The 802-nt window shown below is 41.9% G+C and carries 1 protein-coding gene; it reads left to right on the forward strand.

The features are described 5' to 3' along the window. Positions 1-59: 59 nt before the first annotated feature. Positions 60-802, forward strand: a 743-nt coding sequence (locus R7Z50_RS26455) for a calcium-binding protein (RefSeq protein ID WP_411979521.1), incomplete at its 3' end; no start/stop codon positions are given.

Below are 802 nucleotides of genomic sequence, written 5' to 3' on the forward strand. Positions count from 1 at the left end.
CGGTGATAGATAGTAACTCACTCGTTTATTCGCTTTCGACAGGTGAGTTGTTAGGGAAGATGACAAGTAATCATAGTTATTACGATTATGAAACGTATGTACTTCATCAAGCAAATAACGCATATCAGGCATTGGAAGAACTTAGTGAGGTTCGATCGATCGGTCTTGGTCATGACTTAGATGAAGATTCGTTGAAACACTTTGACTCTGATGGTGTTGTAAGAACTAACATCGATGTTAATCAACTTGCAGAAGTGATTCTTGGCAAAGAAGTGTCATTAATGCAAGGCAAGGATGAGATTAGTAGCCTTGATGGAAACGACATCATTTTTGGTGATGCGATTCGTTTTGATATCAATGGAGAGCAAGGTGTTTCTGCGCTACAAAACTATGTAGCTTCTCAACTGGGGAAAGATGTTGCTCTGGTAACGAAGGAGGAAGTTCATCACTACATTACTGAAAACCAAGCTGAGTTTGAGCAATCTCGTTATTATGACCAAGCGGACACCATTTATGGTGGTGCAGGAAATGACATCTTGTTTGGGCAAGGTGGAAACGACAAGCTGTTCGGTGGCGCAGATAATGACATTTTGATTGGTGGTTTAGGCAGCGACATTCTGACTGGCGGTGATGGTGAGGACATCTTCAAATGGATCGATGTGGCCAACGAACGCGACACTGTCACAGATTTTTCTAGCAGTGAAGACTCTCTAGACTTCTCCGATCTGTTTGATGATTTATCGAAAGATGAAGTAGGCGATCTGTTAAGTGATTTACAATCAGGTAGTCATACAGGAGACGC

This window comes from Vibrio sp. 1249-1 (genome assembly GCF_033340495.1).